General features: G+C 75.5%; 1 protein-coding gene. It reads left to right on the top strand.

The genetic code is table 11. The features are described 5' to 3' along the window. Positions 1-335, top strand: a 335-nt coding sequence (locus KUM32_RS42505; protein WP_217146921.1) for an ATP-binding domain-containing protein, incomplete at its 5' end; no start/stop codon positions are given. Between the last annotated feature and the right edge of the window lie 215 nt (positions 336-550).

Raw genomic sequence — 550 nt, 5'->3', positions numbered from 1 at the left:
CGATGGAGCGGCGCGCGCGGGCCCGCGCCTGGCTGGCGGAGCTGACCGGGGACGACGCTGAGGCGGGCGCGAGCGCTGGCGTGGGCGCCGGCGCGGGCGTCGGCGGCGCGGGCGAGCCACGTGGTCGGGTCGTGGTGCTCGGCAGCCTGGAGGCCAAGGGTCTTGAGTACGACGCCACGGTGGTGGTCTCGCCGGCGGAGATCGCCGACGAGTCCCCGGCCGGGCTGCGCGTGTTGTACGTGGCGCTGACGCGGGCCACCCAGCAACTGACCGTCCTCTCCGGCGAGCGGGACGACCCCGACGCCGCGGGCGTGCCGGACCTGCTGCGGGACTGACGCGCGCCGGCCCCGGGCGGCGTTCGCCCGGGGCCGGAACGCGCGTCGGGCGCCTCACCTGGGGTGAGGCGCCCGACGTGAACGCTTAGGTGACGCCGACCCGCCATGCTCGCCTCGCGGCAAGTGGTCGCTCGTAGCGACGATGGTTGGGCCCGGGGGCTTGGATCGGGCCGGCGTCACGTCAAGGCTAACAAACTCAGCGCAGAAGCCAATCC

The sequence above is a fragment of the Streptomyces sp. AC627_RSS907 genome, assembly GCF_019049165.1.
This window is presented reverse-complemented; position numbering and strand designations above follow the sequence as displayed.